22 protein-coding genes are annotated in these 22,036 nt (G+C 49.8%); 17 read left to right on the top strand and 5 right to left on the bottom strand.

Annotated elements, in window-relative coordinates; genetic code table 11:
• Window positions 1–8: 8 nt before the first annotated feature.
• Entirely contained in the window at window positions 9–920 is a 912-nt protein-coding gene (locus tag LQE92_RS04985; RefSeq protein WP_231061903.1) for an RluA family pseudouridine synthase, read from the top strand.
• Window positions 921–995: 75 nt separating this feature from the next.
• Here LQE92_RS04985 and LQE92_RS04980 read toward each other — a convergent pair whose 3' ends face one another.
• Entirely contained in the window at window positions 996–2,273 is a 1,278-nt protein-coding gene (locus tag LQE92_RS04980; RefSeq protein ID WP_231061902.1) for a threonine synthase, read from the bottom strand.
• A gap of 2 nt (window positions 2,274–2,275) precedes the next feature.
• Entirely contained in the window at window positions 2,276–3,469 is a 1,194-nt protein-coding gene (locus tag LQE92_RS04975) for a M24 family metallopeptidase (protein ID WP_231061901.1), read from the bottom strand.
• Window positions 3,470–3,705: 236 nt separating this feature from the next.
• On the opposite strand from LQE92_RS04975, the gene LQE92_RS04970 reads away from it, so the two are divergent.
• From LQE92_RS04970 to LQE92_RS04930, 9 genes are all read left to right on the top strand, one after another.
• Complete coding sequence (locus LQE92_RS04970) at window positions 3,706–4,188, top strand: prolyl-tRNA synthetase associated domain-containing protein (protein WP_231061900.1); 483 nt, start codon at window positions 3,706–3,708, stop codon at window positions 4,186–4,188.
• A gap of 100 nt (window positions 4,189–4,288) precedes the next feature.
• Window positions 4,289–4,951: a helix-turn-helix transcriptional regulator gene (locus LQE92_RS04965; protein ID WP_231061899.1), complete on the top strand. Its 663-nt coding sequence runs from the start codon at window positions 4,289–4,291 to the stop codon at window positions 4,949–4,951.
• 34 nt (window positions 4,952–4,985) lie between these two features.
• On the top strand, window positions 4,986–6,011 hold the full coding sequence (gene ltaE / locus LQE92_RS04960) for a low-specificity L-threonine aldolase (RefSeq protein WP_231061898.1): 1,026 nt from the start codon (window positions 4,986–4,988) through the stop codon (window positions 6,009–6,011).
• Between the two features lie 122 nt (window positions 6,012–6,133).
• Complete coding sequence (locus tag LQE92_RS04955) at window positions 6,134–6,571, top strand: MarR family winged helix-turn-helix transcriptional regulator (RefSeq protein ID WP_231061897.1); 438 nt, start codon at window positions 6,134–6,136, stop codon at window positions 6,569–6,571.
• A gap of 2 nt (window positions 6,572–6,573) precedes the next feature.
• Entirely contained in the window at window positions 6,574–7,275 is a 702-nt protein-coding gene (locus tag LQE92_RS04950; protein WP_231061896.1) for a site-2 protease family protein, read from the top strand.
• A complete protein-coding gene (locus tag LQE92_RS04945; RefSeq protein WP_231061895.1) occupies window positions 7,272–8,711 on the top strand; it encodes a phospholipase D family protein in 1,440 nt (479 codons plus the stop codon). Before LQE92_RS04950 ends, LQE92_RS04945 begins: the two co-directional genes overlap by 4 nt.
• A 104-nt stretch (window positions 8,712–8,815) precedes the next feature.
• A complete protein-coding gene (locus LQE92_RS04940) occupies window positions 8,816–9,547 on the top strand; it encodes a class I SAM-dependent methyltransferase (RefSeq protein WP_231061894.1) in 732 nt (243 codons plus the stop codon).
• Window positions 9,548–9,632: 85 nt separating this feature from the next.
• A complete protein-coding gene (locus tag LQE92_RS04935; RefSeq protein ID WP_231061893.1) occupies window positions 9,633–10,571 on the top strand; it encodes an AEC family transporter in 939 nt (312 codons plus the stop codon).
• 86 nt (window positions 10,572–10,657) lie between these two features.
• Window positions 10,658–11,785 (top strand): CdaR family transcriptional regulator, encoded by a 1,128-nt coding sequence (locus LQE92_RS04930; RefSeq protein ID WP_231061892.1) that lies wholly within the window; start codon window positions 10,658–10,660, stop codon window positions 11,783–11,785.
• A gap of 34 nt (window positions 11,786–11,819) precedes the next feature.
• Here the strand turns inward: LQE92_RS04930 and LQE92_RS04925 are convergent, their stop codons facing one another.
• From LQE92_RS04925 to LQE92_RS04915, 3 genes are read right to left on the bottom strand one after another with little or no spacing between them, the layout of a single operon-like run.
• A complete protein-coding gene (locus LQE92_RS04925; protein WP_231061891.1) occupies window positions 11,820–13,016 on the bottom strand; it encodes a hypothetical protein in 1,197 nt (398 codons plus the stop codon).
• A 16-nt stretch (window positions 13,017–13,032) separates the two neighbouring features.
• Window positions 13,033–14,163: an aldo/keto reductase gene (locus tag LQE92_RS04920; protein WP_231061890.1), complete on the bottom strand. Its 1,131-nt coding sequence runs from the start codon at window positions 14,161–14,163 to the stop codon at window positions 13,033–13,035.
• Between the two features lie 27 nt (window positions 14,164–14,190).
• A complete protein-coding gene (locus LQE92_RS04915) occupies window positions 14,191–15,084 on the bottom strand; it encodes a shikimate dehydrogenase family protein (RefSeq protein WP_231061889.1) in 894 nt (297 codons plus the stop codon).
• Between the two features lie 255 nt (window positions 15,085–15,339).
• Between LQE92_RS04915 and LQE92_RS04910 the strand changes: the two genes are divergently transcribed.
• The 7 genes from LQE92_RS04910 to LQE92_RS04880 all read left to right on the top strand — a co-directional run.
• Window positions 15,340–16,251 (top strand): dihydrodipicolinate synthase family protein, encoded by a 912-nt coding sequence (locus tag LQE92_RS04910; protein WP_147596002.1) that lies wholly within the window; start codon window positions 15,340–15,342, stop codon window positions 16,249–16,251.
• A 21-nt stretch (window positions 16,252–16,272) separates the two neighbouring features.
• Window positions 16,273–17,229 (top strand): phosphoglycerate dehydrogenase, encoded by a 957-nt coding sequence (locus LQE92_RS04905; protein ID WP_231061888.1) that lies wholly within the window; start codon window positions 16,273–16,275, stop codon window positions 17,227–17,229.
• A 154-nt stretch (window positions 17,230–17,383) separates the two neighbouring features.
• A complete protein-coding gene (locus LQE92_RS04900; RefSeq protein WP_231061887.1) occupies window positions 17,384–18,520 on the top strand; it encodes a glycerate kinase in 1,137 nt (378 codons plus the stop codon).
• Window positions 18,521–18,591: 71 nt separating this feature from the next.
• The gene (locus LQE92_RS04895; RefSeq protein ID WP_147595999.1) at window positions 18,592–19,386 is read left to right on the top strand and encodes an HpcH/HpaI aldolase family protein; all 795 of its coding nucleotides are present in this window, start codon (window positions 18,592–18,594) and stop codon (window positions 19,384–19,386) included.
• A gap of 100 nt (window positions 19,387–19,486) precedes the next feature.
• On the top strand, window positions 19,487–20,446 hold the full coding sequence (locus LQE92_RS04890) for a D-2-hydroxyacid dehydrogenase (protein WP_231061886.1): 960 nt from the start codon (window positions 19,487–19,489) through the stop codon (window positions 20,444–20,446).
• Window positions 20,447–20,463: 17 nt separating this feature from the next.
• Window positions 20,464–21,678 (top strand): hypothetical protein, encoded by a 1,215-nt coding sequence (locus LQE92_RS04885; protein ID WP_231061885.1) that lies wholly within the window; start codon window positions 20,464–20,466, stop codon window positions 21,676–21,678.
• Between the two features lie 5 nt (window positions 21,679–21,683).
• Window positions 21,684–22,036, top strand: a 353-nt coding sequence (locus LQE92_RS04880) for an aldolase/citrate lyase family protein (protein ID WP_231061884.1), incomplete at its 3' end; no start/stop codon positions are given.

The following is a 22,036-nucleotide window of genomic DNA, read 5'->3' as shown; positions in this document are numbered from 1 at the left end:
ATGTGATCATGAACCGTACTCTGATTTATAGGATTGCCGATAAAGATGCGGCGCTTAAAGTAGAACAATATCTGAGACGCAGAGGCTATTCCAGGCAGAATCTCATCCGGCTTAAAAAAATACAGGACGGAGTGATGCTGAACGGGTCCTGCTGTCATATGAACTGGCGGCTGTCCGCAGGAGATGAGCTTACGATTCATATCCGGGAGACAGAATCTTCTGAAAAAATTGTGCCGGTGCCGCTTCCTGTGGACCTGGTCTACGAGGATGAGGATATTCTCGTGGTGAACAAGCCGGCAGGAATGCCCACGCATCCTTCCATGAATAATTATATGAATTCACTGGCAAACGCTCTGGCCTGGTATTATAAGGAACAGGGAAAGCCATTTATTTTCCGGTGCGGCAACCGGCTGGACCGTGACACCTCAGGACTGACGGTGATAGCCAAGCATATGCTCAGCTCAGGAATACTGTCTTCCATGGCTGTCCGGCGGGAGGTGCACCGGGAATATCTGGCTGTCGTGCGCGGCCGTGTGGAGCCCCCGGAGGGCACCATTGACGCTCCTCTTTCGCGGAAGCCGGGCTCCATCATAGAACGTGAAGTGGATTTTGAAAACGGGGAGGCGGCAGTTACCCACTACCGGCTTCTGAAGGAGAAGAACGGACATAGTCTGATCTCTCTGCGGCTGGAGACAGGACGTACGCATCAGATACGGATTCATATGAAATATCTTGGTTTTCCGCTGATCGGGGATTATCTTTATAACCCGGATATGGAACATATCGGGAGGCAGGCGCTCCATTCGGCCCGTCTGGCTTTTAGGCATCCCATCACCGGAGAGGAGATGGATTTTTCCGCTCCGCTTCCGGAGGATATGCGGATGGTTTTAGACGGACCATCAGATGCCGGCCAGTTATGAACATAGGAAAATAAACGGCCGTTCCAGGAAAGGACGGCCGTTCTGATTAATTTATCACGGACAAACTTCTGAGGTTTAAAGGAGAGTTACATGATAGTTCTTTTCCAAGGCTTCTTTTAAGGAGTCGATTTCTGGTTTGATGACGGGAACCTCCGGGAGATATCCGGCTGTAGTTGCCGGGTCCTTAAGGCCGCTGGAGGTGATGACCGCGACAATTTTTGCATCGGGATCGATCTTGCCTTCATCGACTAATTTTTTTATTACCACAAGGGAGGTGACTGAGGAAGCTTCTGCATAGATGCCTTCATGCCTTCCGAGAAGAAGCTGCATTTCCATGGTCTCCGGATCGCTGCTGAAATGAGCGAGGCCGTTAGATTCTTTTAAAGCCATGTAACCCTGGTGAGTGGCCTTGCCGCCTCCGATGGAGAAGGAAACACTCCAGCCGTCCGTTGGTACGGCGACGGTGCCTTCAGAGCGGAGCTCCAGGGATTTTTTCAGAGAACCGTAGACCTCTGCGGCGACCATGTGTGTTTGTTTTTCCGCGATTCCGGCTTCCACCAAATCTTTGGCGCCTTTCCAGATTCCATATAGTCCGTCAGAGTGGGCGCATGGTACGGAAATGTAGTCCGGAAGTTCTCCAAGCTCATCAAAGATCTCAAAGGTTATGGTCTTGTAGCCGTCGACTCCATAAGGATTGCTTCCGATGGAAGGGTTCAGGAATCCGGTCAGCGGATACCAGTTCTTCTCTTTCACGCATTTTTTGCTGAGGATCCAGCGGTCCTCCATGGTAGGAGTGACGATGACACTGGCCCCATATGACTGCATCAGAGTCTTCATGGTCTGGGGGACCTGAGCGACGGTGAACACCACGCAGGGAATGCCCGCAGCGGCGCACATGGCAGCCGTAGCTGCTCCGTGATTTCCGGTGGAAGAAACTGTAACGGCCACGGCTTTTTCCTGCTTAGCTCTGGTCACTCCCACCGCGGCCAGACGGTCCTTATAGGACCAGGTGGGATTCTGCGATTCATTTTTTATGTACAGGTTTTTGAGTCCCAGTGCTTTTCCGAGGGATTTGCAGTGGATGAGGGGGGTATTGCCCTCTCCGATGGAGACGGGCTCTATGTTGTCGTCAATGGGAAGGAACGCACGGTGAGTCCATAGTCCTTTCGCTTTCGGCGCATTGTAGTAGATATCTTTTAGTTCCTTCTGGCTGTAGCCGCTGAAGTCATATTTGGTGGAGAGATTGGCAGAGATGCCCCGTTCCTTACATTTGGGACAGCCCTCGAAGATCTTGTCTCCGGAAACCTCGTGCCCACAGGCCACACATACGGTTTTATTTGTAAAAAATGTCATCCTTATACCTCCAGATAGATTAATTCACGGGACGATTCTGTCAGATACTCGGCGCCCCGCTCCGTCACAAGGACCGTATCTTCCACTTGGACACCGCCCCAGCCGAGTTCGTAGTATGGAGTCTCAATGCACAGCACCATATCCTTTTCAATTGGTACGTCGCTCCCGGGGCATATAGAAGGCAGGTCATAGCAGGCCAGCCCGATGCCGTGTCCGCAGTGGTGCCGGTCATAGTGGGGGATGGTCTTCCGGACGGCTGTAACGGCCGCGTCAAAGATTTCACCGGCTGTGGCACCTGGACGGAGAGCGGAAATGGCCGCTTCTTCGCCTTCCAGAATACCGCGGTAATAACAGGCGGCTTTTTCGTTTTCTCCGGTTATGACCGTGCGTGCGATGTCGGAACGGAATCCCTTGTAGATACAACCGAAGTCAAACCGGATGACAGAGCCTTCTTTTACCGTGGAGAGGGGATGGTTATAGGTATCCACGAAGGCGGAACGCTTGTCGACCGTGGCCGTACAGAAATAAGGCGCCGCTCCCTGGGCTGTGACCCCCTCATAGAAGGCCTGGCACATTTCCTCTTCGCTGATTCCTCTGCGGATAAGCGGCAGAAGCCTTTGAAAGGAAGCTTCCGTAATATTGGTGGACTTTTTTATCAGTGCGACTTCGTCCGGATGCTTAATATATTTGATCTGACGGAAGACGGGTGCGCCTTCTATAAAATCTGCGTCCGGAAAAGCCTTTCTGACCTGGTTCCAGGTGCCGACCGGCATCCGGCTTTCGTCCATCGCAATCCTGCCTCCAGAAAATTTAAGGGCGGTAATCGCGGAGACCAGCGCGCTGGAGACAGAGTCGTATCGGGTCTTCAGTTGTTCCCTGACAGAATCGGAGACAGCGTCCCCATCTTCATAGCGGAAGCAGAAGCTTCCGACGGGAAACAGGGTCCCCTCAAAACCAAGCTCCGTTAAAGTAGGAGCGTCCGCCGCGGAGGTTATCAGCGCCTTTTCACCGGTGGACGGCTTAAATACAAGATAGGCCTCGGCGGAATACAGAGCGGATACACTGACAGGGAAAAAACCGGACAGGTATTCCACATTCTCCGGGAGGGAGGCGACAAGAAGCTCCAGAGAATGAAGACCGCATATGGACACAGCTCTCTGGAAGCGGAAAGCGGACAAGGAAACGTTTGAATCCATTGAAAATCAACTCCTTTCTGTGAAGAAATACAGAACAATATCTTATGGTTTGAATGTATCATATGCCGTCAGAGAAATCAATAAAAAATTATCAATTTACAATAAAAAATTATCAATTTTCGGATAAATATATTGACGATGTCATTATAGTATTATAAACTATGTTATAATACTTTTTGAAATCATGTCAGAGCAGCTATACTGAATTGATAAATTGGATGCTAACGAGGTGTATTGTGGATAAAAGAGAACTATATCAATATTTGGACGAACATAAAATAAAATATGAAGTAACAGAGCATTCTGCTGTTTACAATATGGAAGAACTTGACACTGTCGAGCTTCCTTATCCGGAATGGGATGCTAAAAATCTTTTTGTGAGAGACGATAAAAAGTGTAATTATTACTTGATTACAGTTAAAGGGGATAAGCGGGTTGATTTGAAAGAGTTCCGTAAAAAACACGGCTTGCGTGCGCTTTCTTTTGCATCATCAGACGATTTACTTGCGATTATGAATCTGACTCCGGGCTCTGTTACACCGTTTGGACTTTTGAATGACAGCAGGCATCGGGTACATTTTTATCTTGATTCTCAATTCATAGAAAACAAAATCGGCGTTCATCCCAATGATAATACTGCTACTGTTTGGATGTCTGCTCTCGATCTTATAAATATAATAAAAGAGCATGGAAATGATGTGGAAATTTTTGAACTGTAATTTCCCTTTGCCAGGTGCATTTAATATACTTTATTGGGGAACACCATGATTTAAACAGATGTCACAAGAAACGAATCAATGATAAGAGGAAAAGGTCAAGATGAACGGGACAGTGGAACAATATATACCGATGGTAGAATATATCGCGCAGGTCATCGGAAGGAACTGCGAGGTCATCCTGCATGACCTGAGCGACCTGAACCATTCGGTCGTCGCGGTCAGCAGCCATACTCTTACGGGACGGAAGACAGGGGATGCGATCACAGATATGGCATTGATGGTCCTGCACAATAAATCCTATGTGGACCGGCCCTTTGTGGTCAACTATGTGGGCAGGACGAAAGGAAGTCCTGCCACTTACCGGAGCAGCACTTATTTTATCCGGGAAGGCAGCGAGATCGTAGGGATGCTTTGTATCAATATTGATGTTTCGGCATTTTTATCTGCCCGGGAAGCGCTGGACGCCGTGATCATGATGGGAGGGGAAACGGGGGTTTTGGAAGCTTCGGTTCCCTGCGCGGCGGAAAATTTCACAGTATCCCGGGAAGCGCTTTTGGCACAGACTTTTGAGAATGTCTGCGAACTGTTCTCACTTCCGCCGGAGCGTCTGAAAGCCGCTGAGAAGCGCAGATTCGTAAAAGAGCTTTATGACAGAGGATGCTTTGGACTGAAAGGAAGCGTGACGGTCGTCTCAGAGTGGCTGCAGATCTCCGAGTCGTCGGTGTACCGGTATTTGAATGAAGTGATGCGCGGCGGCCAATGAGCCGCGATTTTATAAAAAACAGGAGGAGAGAAAGATGAAAGTGATCGATGTGAGGAGTGACACGGTGACCGTGCCGACAGATGAGATGCGGAAAGCCATGGCGGAGTGCCCGGTGGGTGACGATGTATATGGCGATGACCCGACCGTAAATGAGCTGGAGCGGACGGCGGCTGAGATTCTGGGCAAGGAGGCGGCTTTGTTCTTTCCCAGCGGTACCCAGTGCAATCAGGCAGCGATCATGAGCTGGACGAACCGGGGCAATGAGATCATCGTCAGTGATATGGCGCATATCTATGAACATGAAGTGGGAGCGGCAGCGGTGCTTTCCGGGGCTAACATGCGGACGCTGCATTTTAAGGACGGGATTCCGGACTGCGGCCAGATCGAAAGGGCCATACGCAGGGAGGATATCCACTGTCCGGAGACGGCTCTGATCTGTCTGGAAAATGCTCTGGCAAACGGCAGGGTTGTGCCGGTGGAGAACATGAGGCAGATTTATGAGATGGCAGGACGCCATGGGATACCGGTCCACATGGACGGCGCCAGGTGCTTCAACGCGGCTGTGGCACAGGAGGTTGACGTAAAAGAAATCACACAGTACGTGGATTCTGTTTCCTGTTGTCTTTCCAAAGGTCTCTGCGCTCCGGTGGGCAGTGTCCTGGCCGGAAAAAAAGAGTTTATCGCGAAAGCCAGAAAAAACCGGAAGCTTCTGGGCGGAGGCATGCGGCAGGCGGGGGTGCTGGCGGCTCCGGGTCTGATCGCGGTCCGGGAAATGCCAAGGCGCCTGCATATTGACCACGAGAACGCCAGATATCTGGCAGAGGGGCTGAGCAAGATTCCGGGCATCGACTGTGAAAAGGACGCTGTACAGATCAATATGGTCTTTTTCAGGATAGACAGGGAAGAGGAGATCAGGAAAGGCCTTCCGATGTGGCTGCTGCAAAGGGGGATAAAAACCAATCCGGAGGACGGGGGCCTTTTCCGAATGGTGACCAACGCCGGTGTGGAACGGAAGGATATGGATGTGATCCTTAAAGCGTTAACGGAATATCTGGCATAGAATAAAAAGAGGCTTTTGGCATTGCGGGGAACGTGCCGGAAGCTTCTTTGTTTCAGTTGACAAATACCTTATTATCAGTATAATGTCCTTATAGTTCTTTTTTGAACCTTGAGGTGGTGCTTATGCGGTCTGCGATTGAAATACTGACGGTCAGCCGTTACCGGAAAAAAGTATATGAAAAAATGATGGGCGGTTTGTGCCGGGAATACAGGCTTACGGTCAGGGAAATGGATATCATCATGTTCCTGGCCAATTATCCGGGCTATGATACGGCGCGGGATATAGCGGAGATAGGAATGTTTCCAAAATCCCATGTGTCTGTCGCCATAGAAGCTTTGTGCAGGAGAGGGTTTTTGGAAAAGCAGCCCGGCCGGAAGAGGAACGTTCATCTGCGCCTGACAAAGGAAGGGCAGGAAGTCTCAGAACAGGGACATCTTGTGCAGGCCGAGTTTGTCCGGGTGATGTTTGAGGGCTTATCTTCGGAGGAATTCTTAAACCTGATGAACAGTCAGGAAAAAATCTCAAAGAATCTGAAAGCAGCATATGAAGGGATGGAGTGAACATGTATTTTTTGAGGAATCTGCTGGCAGGAAGTTATCTGTACCGGCAGCTTACAGTGCTGATGTATACGGTTCCGGCTATCTTATTGGCGATATCATTTCATGAATTTGCCCATGGTTATATGTCGGTGCGTCTGGGAGACCCGACTCCGAGGCGGGACGGACGCCTTACGCTGAACCCGTTCCGGCATCTGGATTTGTGGGGAACCCTCTGCCTGCTTCTGTTTCACGTGGGGTGGGCAAAGCCCATACGGGTGAACGTGCGAAATTATAAGAAACCCAGGAGAGATATGGTGCTGGTGGCGCTGGCAGGTCCGATCATGAATTTTATCCTGGCCTTTCTGTCGGTGTTTTTTTACGGTCTGCTCTTTAAGCAGGGCAGTCTGCCGGGCATCCTGGGATATCTGCAGCAGCTTTTTTACTGCTCGGCGGTCATCAATGTGGGTCTGGGGCTGTTCAACCTGATTCCGCTTCCGCCCCTGGATGGCTCCACAGTCCTGGCGGAGCTCGTGCCGGCGGCCGGGAGGTTTTTTGCCCGTATCAGGAGATACAGCGTATGGATTCTGGCAGGGCTTCTGTTCTTAGGGATTTTAAGTGTACCGCTCAGCGCCGGCAGCGATCTGATCCTGAACGGCTTTTGGAAAATGGTGCGGAGGATTCTGGGAATTGATATATTCAGACTGAATGGCGGGATGACAATATGAGTGGAAAATGGATACGGAGACTTATCATGTGGCTGATCATAGGCATTATTCTTTATCTGGTCATTGGGGCAGTCGCTCCTTTTGGCCACTATCCGGAGCCGGTGCTTTCAGCCGGACAGAGAGAGAAACTGAATGTTTTTATGGATTCGGATACATCGGCGGACCGGGCCGCCATCGTGGAATCAAATAGGGATGCGTTGGCGGAGCGGCTGCGTTTGATGGAGGGAGCGGAAGAGGAGATTATCCTTTCCACCTTTGACATGAGGCCGGGAGAGAGCACTGAGGACTTGGCCGCCATGCTGTTGCATAAAGCCGACGAAGGGGTGAAAATCAGGATTTTGGTGGACGGCATCAGTTCTGTGATCCGCATGGAGGGAGAAGAGACCTTTTATGCGCTGTCCTCTCATCCCAATATCGAGCTGAAGGCCTACAATCCTTTAAACCTTCTGTTTCCCTGGAAGACCCAGGGAAGGATGCACGATAAATATGTGATCGCGGATCATACGGCTTACATCATGGGAGGCAGGAACACCTTTGACTATTTTCTGGGTGACTATCATACGGCCAATAAAAGCCTGGACCGGGAGATCCTGATCTATAATACGGAATGGGAACAGGCCGGCGCGAAAGACAGCTCCCTGTTTGAGCTTCGGGAATATTTTGAAGGAGTATGGGAGCTTAAAGCCTGCAAGTATTTCCATGAGAGTGAAAAGCTGGCGGATAAAGAGAATGTGAAAGAGAAGAGGGAAGAGCTGGCAGAACGGTATGACGGGCTTCGGGAAGCCTATCCGGAAGCTTTCGACGGAAGCCTTCTGGAGGAGAAAACAGTCGCTACAAAGGGAGTCCTTTTGATGACGGGTGAGACCGGGATCTATGAAAAACAGCCGCTTGTCTTCCAGCAGGTATGCGAGCTGATGAAGCGCGGGAAGGAGAGGGTCCTGATTCATACCCCTTATGTAGTATGCAATAAATACATGTATGGGGAGCTTAAAAAGGTTGCATCCTCTGTGGAAGACGTGAAGATGATGATAAATTCCGTCGACAACGGGGATAATTTCTTTGGCTCAGCCGATTATCTGTGGAATAAAAAGAAGGTAATGGGTACAGGAATGGAGATTCTGGAATATGACGGAGGAATCTCTACCCACGGAAAGTCCGTGATCATTGACGACAATATCAGCGTGGTAGGCTCATTCAATTTTGATCTGAGGAGCGCCTATATGGATACAGAGATGATGGTGGCGGTCAAGAGCGAAGAGCTTACGAGGCAGCTTTCTGCCAATATGGAAGAGCTGCATCAGGACTGCCGGAAGGCAGTGGATACGGATACTTATGAGGGAGAGCGGCCGGAAGAGGCAAAATCTCTGCCCTGGTGGAAGAGACCGGCCATGTGGGCGGTCGGACTTATCATGCAGCTGTTCCGGTTCCTTGTCTGAAAAGAGTTTTGGAAAAAGAAGGGATTTGACAGTTCAGGCTGTTGGGATTAGACTATAGACAGTGTTCCCTGCCATGAAATCGCATGGAAAAGGAGTAAGAGGACGTGAAAGAAAACAAATATGACAATGAAATTTTTTTTGAAAAATACAGTGAAATGGAACGCTCAAAACAGGGACTTGCCGGTGCGGGAGAGTGGGAGACACTGGAACCGCTCCTGCCTGATTTCCGCGGCAGGCGCGTGCTCGATCTGGGCTGCGGCTATGGATGGCACTGCATATATGCCATGGAACACGGAGCGTCGTCGGTGACCGGAATTGACCTGTCGGAAAAGATGCTGGAGGTGGCCAGGAAAAAGACGGCTTCTTCCCAGGTCCGGTATTTCCAGATGCCCATAGAAGAGATCGATTTTGAAAAGGACAGCTTTGATGTGGTCCTGAGTTCTCTGGCATTCCATTATGTTAAGTCTTTTCCGGAGATTGTGGAGAAGGTGAGCTCCTGCCTGGTGAGCGGCGGTGACTTTATTTTTTCAGCGGAACATCCGGTCTTCACTTCTCAAGGAACTCAGGACTGGTATTACGGAGAGTCGGGGGAGATCCTTCATTTTCCTGTGGACCGCTATTTTTATGAAGGAGAGAGAAAAGCCCGGTTTCTGGGTGAAGAGGTCACCAAGTATCATAAGACGCTGACCACTTATCTGGAAACTCTGCTGACAGGCGGATATGAGCTGCTGCATGTGGCGGAGCCTCAGCCGCCGGCCCGCATGATGTCCATGGAAGGAATGAAAGACGAAATGCGCCGCCCCATGATGCTCATTGTATCGGCTCGAAAAAAATAATCCCTTTCACCAATGAAAAGTGCTTTTCATTTTTACCCAATGGAGGTATGATGAATGAGTATGCGAAAAATGGGAGGAATTGGAGATGGCGGATATATTTATTCGGGCGGGATCATTTATCCTGATTATTGCATTGGGATATTTTCTGAAGAGGATTGGTTTTTTTAAGAAGGAAGATTACCGTCTGATCTCTAAAATCGTTCTGAATGTGACGCTTCCGGCGGCAGTGATCGTAAATTTCACGTCGACTGACGTGCCGCCTTATCTGTTGTCAGCGGTGCTTCTGGGAGTCCTTGGAAATTTGATCATGCTGGGCGCAGCCAGGGTATTCAGCAAAGGAGCGCCCTGGAAGATTCAGATGTTTCGGATGTTAAACTATTCGGGATACAGTATCGGCTGCTTTACTCTTCCGTTCATCCAGAGCTTTTTGGGGCCTACAGGTGTGGTGACCACATGCCTGTTTGACGCCGGAAATTCTGTGATGTGCAGCGGAAGTACATATGCCATCGTGTCTGAGATGGACAGCAAAAGGCAGAAGGGCGGTATAAAGATCAGTGTGGGCAGGCAGCTTAAGGATATTGGGATGAAAGTAGTCCGGTCTGTGCCGCTGATGACGTATGTGATCATGCTGTTACTGTCCCTGCTCCGTCTGCGGCTGCCGTCGCCGGCTATCACTTTGGCGGGGATCATCGGCAGTGCCAATTCCTTTTTGGCAATGTTCATGATCGGTATGATGTTTGAAATACGGCTGGTGCCGGACAAGCTTCGGGAGATGGCGAGGCTCCTGATCTTTCGGTATGGGATCAGCGTTCTGGTGGCGGCATGCTTTTATTTTCTTCTGCCGCTGCCGCTGGAGATCAGACGCACACTGGTGCTGATCGCCTTTTCTCCGCTGTCGGCTCTGGCGCTTGTTTATACGGACAGACTTGGATGCGATACGGAATTGGCGAGCGCATGTAATTCGTGTACGATCGTCATCAGCCTGGTGGTGATGACGGCGTTAGTCATGGTATTTGCAGTGTAAGAGAGAGAAATAGGAGTGGTTCGATATCGTAGGATGAGGGCGCCGTTTTCGAGCGGCGTGAGGTACGAGATGGGAGGTTAATGCGGATGCTGGATGTGGAATTGGCTGAGAAGATCATAGAGAAGCTGACAGAGTGCACCGATTATAACATTAACATAATGAATGAAAGAGGGATCATTGTTGCCAGCACGGATAAAAGCCGTGTGGGGACGTTTCATGAGGTTGCGTTTGAGATCATCAATAAAAAGCTGGATTTTAAGGAAGTGGAAGCAGAGGATACTTTCCTTGGGACAAAGGCCGGGATCAACATGGCCTTGGAGTATAAGAGAGATGTCATCGGAGTCCTGGGGCTGACCGGAGAAATTGAGAAGATACGTCCTGTGGTGATCGTCATAAAGAAGATGGTGGAAACCATGCTGGAATATGAGACCCAGAAGGAAGACGCACTGAAAAGAAGGACGGATAAAGAGCATTTTATCAACTGCCTGCTTTACGAGGACATCAATAAACGGGAGCTCCATAATATGGCCCAGGCTTTGGGATATTCCGATGTGACCAGGGTTCCTATCCTGATATCCTTCAGCGACAGTGTGAATTTGAAAGAGATGTCTGAGAAGATTAAAGGCGGAGCCGGGAGAAGCGGCAGAGAGGATATTTTTGTCACCAGCAGGGATGGAAAGATTCTCATATTCAAAAGCTATACGGAGCCCATCGAAGGGTTTTTTGAGAATTACAAATATGTGATCGGGGAATACCTGGGACGGTTTCTCCGCCATGTGGCGGAAAATGAGATAGACTGCAAGATTTGTGTCGGCTCCCTGCAAGCCAGCATGGCACATTATAAATACGGCTATCAGCATTGCCTGTGGCTTGAAAAGTCGGTTTCCGTGCCTAAGAGGAGCATCTTTTTCTATGATTATCTGGATGAGTATTTAAAGCATCAGCTGCCGTTTATGGAGCTTCACAAGGTGTTTGACGTGTTTGCAGAACGCTATACCGATGAATTCAAAAAAATGTATACGGAGCATATCGGCGCGCTGTATGAGAACAACTACAGCATGCAGGAGAGCAGCAAGCGTTTGTATATCCATAAGAATACCCTGGCGTTCCGGCTGGATAAGATAAAAAACCAGCTGGGCCTGAACCCCATGCAGAACGCACGGGACAGGGAGCTGGTCAATTATTTTTACTATTATCTGAGACAGCTGTCCTGACGGACAGCTGTTTCTGTTTCATATGGAAGTTATCTTATTTCATAGGAACTTCCGGATTATTATTGGAGAAGTGCTGGAGGAACACAAGAGGCTCATATTCACTCTCATTCGTTACGACAATTCCTTTCTTTGCTGCGGACTCGCTGACGAAGTACTCGTCGCCGGAGATTTGGCCGTATCTGAGGAGACCGGGAGCCTCACAGTTATAGACTCCGAATTTGCCGTGTCCCTGCACGAATACAGCATCATAGCAGGCGGCATCCTTTACGACAACGGACGACTGAGGCGCAATCGTGACTTCCTTGGCAGCTACCCAGTCGTTGGCGTAAGTGATCCACTTTTCTGAAAGACCGTTCTGGCTGCTTTCTTTTTCCTTAGGAGCGCGGAAATACGTTTCCTTGTAATCGGGCCGTACACACTCCTCCCAATCCAGACAGTCCATGAGAGCGTCCAGGTCGCCTTTTTTCTCTTCAGGCTGGCATCCGGTCAGGAGGTCATAGGAGTTCACCTCACCCATGGTGACATTTTCCATGATGACATTGCAGTCTGCATTCCACTGAGGTTCATAAGTGACTACGGAAGCCGGGGCGTGGATGACGCCGGCCGGAGTATACCAGCCCGTGCCGAGCTGTATCTGATAGCCCCTGGAAAGCTCCAGGATATGGGTGTCACGGACACTGTAGTCGGCCAGGCACTGTCTTACTTGTTCTTTGGTGGTAGAAGGGTCAAAACCGAAATAAGTGGAAGGACGGCGGCCCAGCTGGCTGCAGTTATACTGAGGCGGGAAATAATAGGCTTCCGGCTTTCCGTTGGTCCCAATGAGGCTGGCATCCTTGTCCATCAGATGGAGATGATGGAACAGAGGCTTGTCGTAATCAAAGAATTTGGAATAGGAGGGCCAGGTTCCGTATTTTTCGTATAATTCCTGTCCGATGATCTCTGCGCCCAGTTCTTCGATGACCTCTTTTAAGAGGGCCTTTTCACCGGTCGACTTATCCAGGACCACGTAACTCATACCCTCGTCCGGTTTGGTGAGGGGTCCATTGTCCGCGTGGGCTACGGAACCGATCCAGCGCTCACAGATACCGCCCCGGTCCATTCCCAGTGCGAAATAATCGTCGGGATGCAGCTTCAGGCGCCTGCCCGGTTCATTAAAAGGGCGGGGCACCCAGGTGGGCATCAGCTGCAATACGCCATGCCCCTTTTCCAAGGCTTCTTTTATTTTACTCATGTAATGTTTCCTCCTTTTACAGTACCTTTTCTTTCACATATTCGGAAATGGTCTTCAGATAGTCAGTGATGGGAAGATGCTGGGGGCAGTGGCTTTCGCAGGACCTGCATTCGATACAGTCCCAGGGAGTGCCATGGCCGTGGGATATTCTCCTGAAAAGGACATCAATAAAATTATCCTGCTGGGATGCAGAATTGTAAAAAGAGAAATATCCCGGAATATTGATGTTCATCGGGCATTCGTCCATACAGTATTTGCAGTTGGTGCACTGGATGGCCTGAGATTTTTTCAGGATATCCGTTACTCTGGAAATTAAGTCCAGTTCGTTTTTGTCAAGCTTTTGGAAATCCTTCATATAAGCCGTATTGTCCTTTACCTGTTCCAGAGTGGACATGCCGCTTAAGACCATACGGACGCCATCCAGAGACGCCGCATAGCGTATGGCCCACGAAGCGTTGGAAGAGTCCGGCTCGCATTCCTTGAGTATTTTTTCCGCTTCGGGATCCAGCCGCGCCAGCGCGCCGCCTTTGACCGGTTCCATGACTGTGACAGGTTTACCGTGCTTCCTGGCTACTTCATAGCACTTTCGTGATTGGATGACCTCACTCTCCCAGTCTATGTAATTTAACTGAAGCTGGACGAAATCCATCTCCGGATGCTCTGTCAGGATGCGGTCCAGCACGTCGGCGGTGTCATGGAAGGAGAACCCGATCTCCTTTGCTTTTCCTTCAGCTTTGACTTTTTTCATAAATTCAAAAGCCCCGAGCCGCTCCATGTTTCCATAGCGTTCCTTGCCCAGATTGTGCAGCAGATAATAGTCAAAGAAATCCACACCGCAGCGGGTGAGCTGCTCTGCGAAGAACCGTTCAAAATCCTCGGTCTTTGTCACAAGGAAGGTGGGCATCTTGTCTGCCAGGAGGAAAGCCTCCCGGGGATGGCGCTTGACGACAGCCTCCCGGATGGCGATTTCAGAAAATTCTTTGTGGTAGTTGTAAGCAGTATCAAAATAGCGAAATCCCTGAGACAGAAAGTAATCTGCCATCTGTCCGGTTAATTCATAGTCAATGGCGGCGGGGTCTTCCTCATCAGTCTGGGGCAGCCGCAGGAAACCGAAGCCCAGCTTTCTGCCGGGGGAAAGTTCCGTCATAAGCGTGTCCTCCTTTTGCAGTCAGTACTATTTTACGGAATCTAAATAAGCGATGAGCACTTCACGGCATTCTGCCTTTTCCTTTTCGCCGGGGCGCACTCCGAAACAGAAGTCAAAGATCTCAGTCATCTGGGAGATCATCATGTGCATGCCGGGAATGACGGTCAGGCCGCAGGACTGGGCTTTTTTCAAAAGCTCGGTGTATTCCGGATTCACGATGGCATCCAGTACGAAACAAGATTTCGGCATTTTCTCAATGTAGCCCAGATAGGAATGAGTGGCGGGGAAACCGTGCATTCCCACCGGTGAGCTGTGGATGAAGATATCGGCGCAGCTGCAGTATTTGTCGAGCAGTTCCGGTGTGGCTTCATAAGCTTCCACAGGATGGCTCCAGTTGTCTTCGATGGTCTTTGCGATGGATTCTGCGTGAGCCAAAGTACGGTTCATCAGGATGATTCTTCCGGCTTTATGCTGGATTAGTTCGTAGATGATGGCGCCGCTGATGCTCCCGGCTCCCACTAAAACGATGGTTTTTCCCTCGATGGATGCGCCGGCTGCCAAAAGCGCGCCTACACAGCCTTTTCCGTCCATTCCGGCGCCGTAGGTCTTTCCGTCGACCGTTTTTACGATGTTTACGGAATTGAAGACTCTGGAGCAGGGGTCCACATCGTCCAGATACGGGATGATAGCTGCCTTGAGCGGCATGGTGAGGCTGTATGTATCGATGTTCAGGGTCTTGGCCGCCGCCACATAGTCTGCCAGCCCTTCCGGCTGAATCTCTATGGGGAACATGACCCGGTTGATGTTGTAGATTTCGAACAGTTTGTTATAGACCTGGGATGCGCTGCTGTGGTCCATGGGATACCCAATGATAGGCATCAAGCGAGTCTCAACGTTGCAGATTAAATTAGAATGTGCCATAAAAACCTCCCTAAATGTTTGATGTTTTACTGTTATAACATAACAGTAAAGGGGACAAAAATTACTTATTTAATCATAGCATAGATAAAATTACCAACAATTGTATGCAGGACTAAAAAAAGCCTGCATTTTTGTGTGACGGCACAATGTGCGATTCCGAGGAAGAATGATACTATTTTCTTAATGGTGGAAACTGTGGGTTTCTGTCAGGAGACGAGCCGCAGATTTGCGGAAGATTATGAAGGAGGATAAAGAATGCTGGAGAATAAGCTTTATGGGTGCGTAGTTCCCATTGTGACGCCTTTGGATGAAAATCAGAAGGTGGACGTGGAATCATTGGAGAAACTGACGGAATTTCTGATCGGAAAGGGGATTCCCTGCCTGTATCCCAACGGGACGACCGGAGAGATGCTGATGTTTTCCGTTGAGGACAGAAAATTGATAGCAGAGACCGTAGTGAAAAAATCTGCAGGCAGAGCCAGAGTCTATGTACAGACCGGCGCGATGAGTCTGGATGATACAGTGGAGCTGTCCAAACATGCGGCTGCCATCGGAGCTGACGGAATCGGCGTTGTGACTCCGTCCTATTTTAAGATGTCTGATGACGCGCTGATCGCTTTTTACCAGAAGGTATCCAAGAGCGTGCCCGCGGATTTCCCGATCTATCTGTATGGGATTCCTCAGTGTTCTGTGAATGACATCAATGTATATGTGGCAGAAAAAGTAGCGGAGACATGCCCGAACGTGATCGGCATTAAATACAGCTATCCCAATCTGTCCAGAATGCTTGAAATGACCAACATCAGAAACAATACGTTTTCCGTACTCTGCGGTCCCGACGAGCTCTATCATGTGCTGATGTGCGGTGGCGGCGACGGAACCGTATCCGGGAACGCACAGATTATTCCGGAGCATTATGTGGCGCTCGGAAAAGCCATTGAGGCCGGGGACATGGAGAAGGCAAGGATGATCCAGAAGAGGACCACCATGCTCAATAATATCCTTTGTGCACAGAATAACATTTCCTGTTACAAGGTGATGTTGAAATATATGGGGATCATCTCCTGCACAGCGATGAAAGAGCCCCTGATGGGAATCAGTGATGAATATGCAAAGCAGCTGATTGAGACATTGGAGAAGAATAATTTCAGAGAAGTGATTTTATAGGCCGGACGGGAGGCAGCTGTAATGAAAAATAAGATATTGATTTCTGTGCCCCATTATGAAGAACGGTGTACAGAGGGCGTAAAGATACTGGAAGACAACAATTGTGAACTCATCATCACGCAGAACGGGCGCCCCTATACCTTTGAAGAACTGAAGGAGCTGATTGGGGACATCGACGCGGTGATCGCCGGCGTGGATACCTGGGATGCCGCTGTGTTTGAACATGCGAAGAAGCTCAAAGGCGTCGCTCGGTTTGGAATCGGTGTGGACAACTTTAATCTGGAGGATATGAAAAAGTATGGGATTCATGCTTCCAACACACCGGGGATCAACCGGAATTCTGTTGCGGAGCATGCGGTCACACTTATGCTGAGCGTGGTCCGGAATGTTCCCCAGCTCAACAAGAGTACTCGGGAAGGCGCCTGGGCGCGTTTCATCACCCATGAGCTGAAAGGCCAGACAGTGGGTCTCCTTGGATTCGGCGGGATTGCCAGGAGCGTTGCTGAGAAGTTGAAACCCTTTGGTGTGGAAATCATCGCGTTTGATACATATCCCAACTATGAAGAAGCGGAAAGACTGGGCGTTACCTTGTGTTCCATGGATGATGTGATCGAGAAGAGTGATATCATCTCCATTCATGTGCCCTGTACCGATGAAACAAGAGGACTGATCAGCCGGGATACGATTTCCCGCATGAAGGACGGCGTTTACCTGATCAATACGGCCCGCGGCCCTATTATCAGGGAAGACGATCTGTATGAAGCGCTTAAGTCCGGAAAGATCGCCGGACACGGTACGGATGTGTTTGAAAAAGAACCTGTGGATCTGAACCATCCGTTATTCAGCCTGGATAATTATATCTGCACTCCCCATACGGCTGCAGAATCCTATGAAAATTATGCTTTGACCGGCGTGGCCACGGCGAAAGCTGTTGTTGCCATGTTAAATGGCGAGGCTCCGGAACATCAGCTCGTATAATGGAAAAATAGTAAAATGCAGGCTTTGTGTTTTAAACACAAAACCTGCGTTTTAATTTGGAACGATAGCTAGTGAATATATATCCGCCTGATTGTACCATTATACTAGGCGTTGATTGAAAGAATTATCTTAAGTTTAAGGGGCGTTGAAGCGTATGAAAATAATACTGGCACCAGACTCGTTTAAGGGTTCCCTGACGTCAGCTCAGGTTATAGAAAAGATAGAAGCGGCCGCCATGCGGAACTTTCCGGGCTGTGAGGTTGTAAAGTTTCCCATAGCGGACGGCGGGGAAGGCACTGTGGATGCCCTGGTCGGAGTGGCAAAGGGAGAGTTCCGCTCCGTGACGGTAAAAGGTCCGCTTGGGAGCCCCGTAGAAGCAAAATATGGAATCATACATAAGGACACTGCTGTGATCGAGATGGCCGCCGCTGACGGACTGCCTTTGATACCGGAAAAGGAAAGAGATCTGCTCCGGGCTTCGTCCTTTGGGACCGGGCAGGTGATTCGGGAGGCCTTGGAGACAGGGTATCGGAAGATTATCATCGCGGTGGGAGGAAGCGCCACCAATGATGGGGGCATTGGGGCTATGACCGCTTTGGGGATGGAATTTTTGGATAAAGAAGGAAATGTTCTGGAACCCACGGGAGAAAATCTGGCATCCATCGCGGATTATCGGACGGAAGGTCTCTGTCCGGAGCTGTCGGAAGCAGAGATCACGGTGATGTGTGATGTGGACAATCCGCTCATCGGACCCCATGGTGCAACTTATGTCTATGGCCCTCAAAAGGGCGGGACAGAAGAGATTCTCGCGGAATTGGAAGCCGGGATGATAAATTACGCAGATGTCATCAGAGAAAAGTCAGGCATGGCGTTTCATGAGATGCCGGGAGCCGGCGCAGCCGGCGGAATCAGCACCGCACTGGTGGCTTTTGCCGGAGCAAAGCTGCGTTCTGGAATCTCCGTGGTGCTGGAGGCCAGCGAATTTGAAAAGAGCCTGGACGGCGCAGATTTAGTGGTGACCGGAGAAGGAAGGCTTGATACGCAGTCGGTCCGGGGCAAGGTGATCCACGGAATAGGAAGCGCCTGTAAGCCGAGGGGAGTACCGGTAGTGGCGCTTGTGGGAGGCATGACCGACGGTGCGGATGCCATATACCAGTTTGGCGTCAATTCCGTCATGGTGATCGTAAACGGCGTGATGGATCTGGAACAGGCCATTGCAGACGCCGGAAAGCTTCTGGAGGACGCCGCGGACAGGATGTTCCGCATGATAAAGATTGGAAAAACACTGTAAACGTGAGTTTCAGATGTTTTTACATAAATAACTAATAATTTAAGGAAAAAGGAAACAGGAGGGCTTTAAAAATGAAGGAGAACAAGCTGCGTTATTTGTTGGACAATAATCTTCCGTCCGTTGCGACCAGAGTGGAGAGCGTATGGCCGACAATCGTGGAAATCGTAGGAAGCACAGGAAAATATGACTATATCGAGTTTGTAGCGGAATATGCACCCTATAACTTGTCCGATTTTGAAAATATCTGCCGTGCTACAGAGCTTTACAACATGTCATCCATGATCAAAGTGGATTTCCAGAACCGCGCTTTTGTGGCACAGAAGGCAATGGCTTCCGGATTTCAGTCCGTACTGTTGGTAGATCACAAGACTCCTGACGAAGTAAGAGAGTCTCTGCATGTACTGAAACCCGACAGGCCTCAGGATATGGGAAGATTCGGATATCCCAACAGCCGCTGGATCGGATATCAGCCTCATAATGCACAGATGGATTATGCAGACATGGTGAAAAATACGGTAATTGCTCTGATGATCGAGAAAAAAGAAGCTATGGACAACATCGAAGAGATCTGCTCTATCCCCGGAGTTGATATGGTACAGTTTGGACCTTCCGATTATTCCATGAGCTGTGGCTATAATATGAAGGATCACCTTGATGAGTGCAAGGCTGCTGAGAGAAAGATGATCGAAGTTGCCCTGAAGCATGGCGTTCAGCCCAGATGTGAGATCTATACGGCTGAAGACGCGCAGTACTACATTGACCTGGGCGTTAAGCACTTCTGCATCGGCGACGAGCTGAAGATCGTCACCACCTACTGGTCACAGACCGGAGAGGCTATGCGCGCGGCAGCAGATAAACTGAAATAATGAATTAGATAGACAAAAGCAGAGGCAGGCCGGGGGCGGTATCATTCCGGCCGGCCGGCTTCTTTTGTTTTAAAGAGGGAAATGAAAAGGAGATTAGATCATGAAAATTGTTGTATTAGATGGTTATACAGAAAATCCCGGGGATCTGAGCTGGAGCGGTCTTGAGGCGCTGGGTGAATTAAAGGTATATGACAGGACTCCTGAGGAAGAAATCGTAAAGAGAATCGGAAACGCAGAAATCGTCATCACCAATAAGACGCCTGTTTCTGCAGATACCATGGAGAAATGCCCTTCCATCCGTTATATCGGAGTGCTGGCGACTGGCTACAATGTGATCGATACGGATGCGGCAAAAGCAAAGGGAATCGTGGTCAGCAATATCCCCACCTATGGAACGGATGCGGTAGGACAGTTTGCCATCGCGCTTCTTTTGGAAATCTGCCACCATATCGGACACCACAGTGAAGCTGTGCATAAGGGACGCTGGGAAAACAATAAGGACTGGTGTTTCTGGGATTATCCGCTGATCGAACTGGCAGGCAAGACCATGGGTATCGTGGGCTACGGAAGGATTGGCCAGACTACCGGCAGGATTGCACAGTCTATGGGTATGAAGGTCCTGGCATATGATGCGTATAAGAATCCTGCCTTGGAAAATGAGAACTGCCATTATGCAGAGCTGGACGAGGTCCTCTCCCAGTCGGATGTGATCGCTCTCCACTGCCCGCTGTTCCCTTCCACAGAAGGAATGATCAATAAAGACACCATTGCGAAGATGAAAGACGGCGTGATCATCCTGAACAATTCCAGAGGACCGCTCATCGTTGAGCAGGATCTGGCTGACGCGCTGGTAAACCGCAAGGTATACGCTGCCGGCCTGGATGTGGTTTCCACAGAACCCATCCGCGGCGACAATCCGCTTCTGAACGCACCGAACTGCATTATCACACCTCATATCTCATGGGCACCTAAGGAGTCCAGACAGAGGCTTATGGATATTGCTGTAAATAATGTAAAGGCATTTTTGGACGGAGAGCCTGTCAACGTAGTGAACAAATAACAAAAGGGGGTTTTACAATGGCGGACAAGGAACTTATCAAAAAAACCTTTGAGGAAGGACGGGGAGTATTTCGTTTGATGCCGACCTTCGTACCCAGACGGTTCGGAAAAGCCGGACACCGTCTGAAACTGCATCCGGACGATTATTATGCGCTGGGCATCGAGAGAGGCTCCATCAAAGAGCGCTGGTTTTCTTCCACAATTGCAGCGAACAACGGACCTTTGGCCGCACCGGATGAAGGCATGAGCTATGTGGCTGTGTCGCCTGATTCCGATGAGAAATTCACTTTGAAGGAAGCAATCGACCTTCTGGGTGAGGAGGTAGTGGGCAAAAAGCTTATGGAAGAGTATGGCGGCTGGCCGATGTATTCCAAGTTCTTCGACTTTGAAAATCCGCTTTTCCATCATGTGCACCTTACCTTTGAGGATGCCGCGCGGGTGGGGAAACTGGGAAAGCCGGAATCCTATTATTTCCCCAGGCAGCTTAACAATTATCCTGGTGAAAACAATGCCACTTATTTTGGATTTGATCCGGATACGAAGCCGGAAGATGTAAAAGAGCGCCTTCGCAATTATAATTCTGCGGACACAAGGATCACGGAGCTGTCCAGAGCATACAGAGTGGAGCTTGGCACGGGCTGGTATACGCCTGCCGGAGTGATTCATGCGCCTGCGTCCTGGCTGACCTATGAGCCCCAGTGGAATTCAGATGTAAATTCCGTTGAGGAAAATGTGGTTTCCGGCGAGATCTATCCCCGCGAGATGCTGGTGGAAGAGTGCCCGGAAGACAAAAAAGACGATATCGATTATATTTTTGGCCTCTTAGACTGGGAAAAGAACACAGACCCTCATTATAGGAAGACATATTTCCGTCCCCCTGTAGTGGATAAGGAAACAGATCAGTATGTGGAAAAGTGGGTTTCTTACGCCAACGACTATTTCTGCGCGAAGGAACTGACGGTATATCCCGGACAGAAAGTGACCATTAAAGATCCTGCCGCATATGGCTGTATCTTCGTACAGGGCCATGGAACATTTGGCTGCTTTGACGCGGAGACTGCAACTATGCTGAGATTCGGACAGCAGAGTGCAGATGAGTATTTTGTATCGGAAAATGCTGCGAAAGCAGGAATTGTGATCGAGAACAAGAGTAAATATGAGCCTATTGTGATCCTGAAGCATTTCGGACCCAACAATCCGGATATGCCGAAGAGCGTTCCTGAGGAGGACTAAAAGTTATGGACAGATGGAAACAGAAGATTGCAGACGGAGAGGTGCTGTTCGGCACCCATATCACCAACGCGGACATGCACAACGCGGAGATCCTGGGCCACTGCGGCTATGACTATTTCTGGATCGACATGGAGCATACCCAGATCACCAAGCATGATGTGTGCGATATCCTTCTGGCGGCCAGGGCGGTGGGTCCGCAGCTGGCGACCTTTGTCCGGGTGCCGATCTTGGATCCGGCCCAGGTGAAGCCGATCCTGGAGATGGGCCCGACAGGGATCATCTTCCCGATGATCTTCACAAAGGAGGATGTGGAGCTGGCGATCCAGTCATGCTGCTATCCGCCGAAGGGGATCCGGGG

The organism is Lientehia hominis (assembly GCF_021044755.1).
Lineage (GTDB): Bacteria > Bacillota > Clostridia > Lachnospirales > Lachnospiraceae > Lientehia > Lientehia hominis.
This window is presented reverse-complemented; position numbering and strand designations above follow the sequence as displayed.

What these genes read in the sequence shown, in the direction of transcription:
- LQE92_RS04985 (WP_231061903.1), top strand. Translation starts at nt 9, where the DNA reads ATGAACCGTACTCTGATTTATAGGATTGCCGATAAAGATGCGGCGCTT.
- LQE92_RS04980 (WP_231061902.1), bottom strand. Translation starts at nt 2,273, where the DNA reads ATGACATTTTTTACAAATAAAACCGTATGTGTGGCCTGTGGGCACGAG.
- LQE92_RS04975 (WP_231061901.1), bottom strand. Translation starts at nt 3,469, where the DNA reads ATGGATTCAAACGTTTCCTTGTCCGCTTTCCGCTTCCAGAGAGCTGTG.
- LQE92_RS04965 (WP_231061899.1), top strand. Translation starts at nt 4,289, where the DNA reads ATGAACGGGACAGTGGAACAATATATACCGATGGTAGAATATATCGCG.
- ltaE (WP_231061898.1), top strand. Translation starts at nt 4,986, where the DNA reads ATGAAAGTGATCGATGTGAGGAGTGACACGGTGACCGTGCCGACAGAT.
- LQE92_RS04955 (WP_231061897.1), top strand. Translation starts at nt 6,134, where the DNA reads ATGCGGTCTGCGATTGAAATACTGACGGTCAGCCGTTACCGGAAAAAA.
- LQE92_RS04950 (WP_231061896.1), top strand. Translation starts at nt 6,574, where the DNA reads ATGTATTTTTTGAGGAATCTGCTGGCAGGAAGTTATCTGTACCGGCAG.
- LQE92_RS04945 (WP_231061895.1), top strand. Translation starts at nt 7,272, where the DNA reads ATGAGTGGAAAATGGATACGGAGACTTATCATGTGGCTGATCATAGGC.
- LQE92_RS04935 (WP_231061893.1), top strand. Translation starts at nt 9,633, where the DNA reads ATGGCGGATATATTTATTCGGGCGGGATCATTTATCCTGATTATTGCA.
- LQE92_RS04930 (WP_231061892.1), top strand. Translation starts at nt 10,658, where the DNA reads ATGCTGGATGTGGAATTGGCTGAGAAGATCATAGAGAAGCTGACAGAG.
- LQE92_RS04925 (WP_231061891.1), bottom strand. Translation starts at nt 13,016, where the DNA reads ATGAGTAAAATAAAAGAAGCCTTGGAAAAGGGGCATGGCGTATTGCAG.
- LQE92_RS04920 (WP_231061890.1), bottom strand. Translation starts at nt 14,163, where the DNA reads ATGACGGAACTTTCCCCCGGCAGAAAGCTGGGCTTCGGTTTCCTGCGG.
- LQE92_RS04915 (WP_231061889.1), bottom strand. Translation starts at nt 15,084, where the DNA reads ATGGCACATTCTAATTTAATCTGCAACGTTGAGACTCGCTTGATGCCT.
- LQE92_RS04910 (WP_147596002.1), top strand. Translation starts at nt 15,340, where the DNA reads ATGCTGGAGAATAAGCTTTATGGGTGCGTAGTTCCCATTGTGACGCCT.
- LQE92_RS04905 (WP_231061888.1), top strand. Translation starts at nt 16,273, where the DNA reads ATGAAAAATAAGATATTGATTTCTGTGCCCCATTATGAAGAACGGTGT.
- LQE92_RS04900 (WP_231061887.1), top strand. Translation starts at nt 17,384, where the DNA reads ATGAAAATAATACTGGCACCAGACTCGTTTAAGGGTTCCCTGACGTCA.
- LQE92_RS04895 (WP_147595999.1), top strand. Translation starts at nt 18,592, where the DNA reads ATGAAGGAGAACAAGCTGCGTTATTTGTTGGACAATAATCTTCCGTCC.
- LQE92_RS04890 (WP_231061886.1), top strand. Translation starts at nt 19,487, where the DNA reads ATGAAAATTGTTGTATTAGATGGTTATACAGAAAATCCCGGGGATCTG.
- LQE92_RS04885 (WP_231061885.1), top strand. Translation starts at nt 20,464, where the DNA reads ATGGCGGACAAGGAACTTATCAAAAAAACCTTTGAGGAAGGACGGGGA.